At 70.3% G+C, this 2,496-nt stretch carries 3 protein-coding genes; all 3 read right to left on the bottom strand.

From position 1 onward, the window contains the following. Positions 1 to 542: 542 nt before the first annotated feature. Positions 543 to 1,001, bottom strand: a complete 459-nt coding sequence (locus tag U9R90_RS35460) for a hypothetical protein (RefSeq protein WP_411061552.1) — start codon at positions 999 to 1,001, stop codon at positions 543 to 545. Between the two features lie 12 nt (positions 1,002 to 1,013). Next, the gene (locus U9R90_RS35455; protein WP_411061551.1) at positions 1,014 to 1,430 is read right to left on the bottom strand and encodes a hypothetical protein; all 417 of its coding nucleotides are present in this window, start codon (positions 1,428 to 1,430) and stop codon (positions 1,014 to 1,016) included. Positions 1,431 to 1,544: 114 nt separating this feature from the next. After that, positions 1,545 to 2,327 (bottom strand): NAD(P)H-dependent oxidoreductase, encoded by a 783-nt coding sequence (locus U9R90_RS35450; RefSeq protein ID WP_411061550.1) that lies wholly within the window; start codon positions 2,325 to 2,327, stop codon positions 1,545 to 1,547. Positions 2,328 to 2,496: the final 169 nt, after the last annotated feature.

Below are 2,496 nucleotides of genomic sequence, written 5' to 3'. Positions count from 1 at the left end.
TCCCCCACTCTCGACTTCGCTCGAGCGGGAGGTGCCCCCCTCGCCCTGCGGAACGCCTGTCCACAACCGGGGGGGTAGCCGCCATACCGACGTGAGGGGGCGTGGTGGCGGGTGCGCGCGCAGCGCTTAGGGTTCCCGCTCTACCGGATGCGCAATCTGCACCGGGGAGCGCGAGCACGTACCCCCCCACCGCGCCCCCGCCCCACAACGAACAGAACGCACCCAGCGGCCCAGGGGTCGGGAGCCAGCCCAGTCCAGGTCAGCCCAGATCAGCGGTGCCCGAACCAACTCGCCGCGGGCAGCAGCCTGTCGTCGTAACCGAACAGGAGGCGACCAGGGCCGAGGCGAGCTCACTCGATCCCCGCACGCACAGCGAACGCCGCGTGCCCGCCGAGGAAGCGGTCGCGGACCGGGTGCGCGAGCCGCGCGAGCTCTCCGCCCGGCTGCTGTCACGGACCGGTGGATGTCCCCGGACCTGGACAGGATGACCGCCCTGGTCCAGGAACGTGCCCTCCTGGACTAGGACCTGTCCGGATCCACCCCTAAGCACAGCCCATGCCCTGTTTCAGTGTCGGCCAGGCCTCGACGCCGTCGGCTGTGCGGACGTATGCCCGCGACGCGTCAGGGGACAGCCAGAGCTCCCAGTCGTCCAGCCGGTAGCCGGTGTCCCGCGCGTCGTCGGGCAGGGGTGCGTCCTTCTCGTACGCGGAGGTGAGGAGCTTGTCGGATGTCAGTGTCCCGCTCGGGTCACGGACGTACGTCTGCGCGTCCGCGCCCTCGCCCCTGCCCACACCCAGGAAGTAGGCCTTCTCCCAGTCGCAGTGGGCGGGACCGGGGGAGCCGCTCACCTTGTACGTGGGGACCCGGTTGCCGTCCTCGTCGGTCCAGATGTCGTACGGCTGCTTGTCGGTGTAGTTCTCGGGGAACTCCGACGGATCGCAGGCGGCGGACGTCTCCGGCCCCCAACCGGGGCGTTTCGGCTGGTCCTTGGCGACGACCACGGCGATCTTCGTCTAGCCGTCCACGTCGAAGGAGAACAGGACACGCTCCGCCTCCTCGCGTTCCACCCGGTAGCCGTACTCGGGCAGGCCGGGCTGTTCGATCTCGAAGTACGCCTCCAGCCCCTCCTCGGGTGTCCGCCCGCCGTCCTGCTTGCTCCAGATCTCGCCTTCCCCGCCCCTGTCGATGTCTCCCTCACACTCCAGCGCCCGCCCTGCGGCCCCCGACGCCGCCTTCACCGCCGCCTGGCCGGCGCCCTCCTCTCCGTCCATCTCCTTGACCGGCACCCAGAGCGGCCCGCTGTACGGCGTGGCCGGTGCCTCTCCGACGGTCACCAGCTGGTCCGGTCCGTGTTCGGCCTCACCGCATCCCGCGGTCACCGTGACCGCGAGGACCACGGCCACCAGCCCGCCTGCCCTGACCCTGTGCATGCCTTGCCCCTGTCGACTGGGTGTGGTTGGTACTGCTTCTCTGGAGTCGGAGGACGGTCGACAAACGTTCGCTCCGACGCCCGTTCTCTTCAGAGCCTGTCTTTGAACAGGCTCTCAGCGGACGTGGATGTCGAGCCCGCTCGCGCCCGGAGCCTCCACGCCCGGCAGCAGCCGCATGTCGCGGTCGTAGTCGCCGCCTCCGAGCGGCCGGTACGGGACCGGTTCGTCCGTGAAGAGCCGGTCGAGCCGTCGCGCGAACTCCCGCTCGGCCGCCGCGAACCGCTGCGCTGGCAGGTCCACCGTGCCGTACACCGCGAACGGTTCGAGCGGGGCCATGCCGGTGAACCAGAACACGCCGTGCTGCAGCGGGTGGAGGACGTCCGCGAGGCGTCCGTGGATGCCCCGGTCCGAGAACGCCGACTCCCGGGCGCCGATCGTCACCGACACCAGCGCCCGCCGCCCGCCGAAGGCCCCCTCGCTGTACGGCGGGGGGACTGCCGGGCCGTGCGCGAAACCGTTGGTGAACACCCGGTCGATCCAGCCCTTGAGGATCGCGGGCATGGAGAACCACCACATCGGGAACTGGAGGATCACCGCGTCCGCCCAACGCACCTTGTCCTGCTCGGCGGCGATGTCAGGCGCCAACCTGCCTGCCAGCGTGGCCTGTTCGTGGGCAGCCAGCACGTCAAGGTGCCGGTCCGCCGGATGGTCGGGGAAGTCGTCGGCGTCCACCGTCGCCTTCCACTTCATCGCGTGCAGGTCGGACACCCGCACCTGGTGCCCTGCCGCGCGCAGGTGCGCGACGGCGAAGGCGGCCAAGGTGGCGTTGAGTGAACGGGGCTCCGGGTGCGCGCTGACGACGAGGATCTTCTTCTGCGGCTGCGTGGCTTCGGTCATGCCGTCACGATCTCCCGGGCGCGGCCGGGCAGCCAGCACCCTGGGCAACAGCGGAACGGCAGTCCTGGTACTGCGAGGGCCACGCATACTTGGGCGCATGGACGGCGTGGACCACAACGAAGTAAGCAACGGAATCGAGGGGATCGAGGGGATCGAGGGGATCGGGGGG

Source organism: Streptomyces sp. E11-3 (genome assembly GCF_046540415.1).
GTDB lineage: Bacteria > Actinomycetota > Actinomycetes > Streptomycetales > Streptomycetaceae > Streptomyces.
Note: the sequence above shows the minus strand (reverse complement) of the source record. Positions and strands in the feature narration are given on the sequence as shown.

Excerpts from the sequence above, each read along its gene's own strand:
- U9R90_RS35450 (WP_411061550.1), bottom strand. The coding sequence starts at position 2,327 with ATGACCGAAGCCACGCAGCCGCAGAAGAAGATCCTCGTCGTCAGCGCG.
- U9R90_RS35455 (WP_411061551.1), bottom strand. The coding sequence starts at position 1,430 with ATGCACAGGGTCAGGGCAGGCGGGCTGGTGGCCGTGGTCCTCGCGGTC.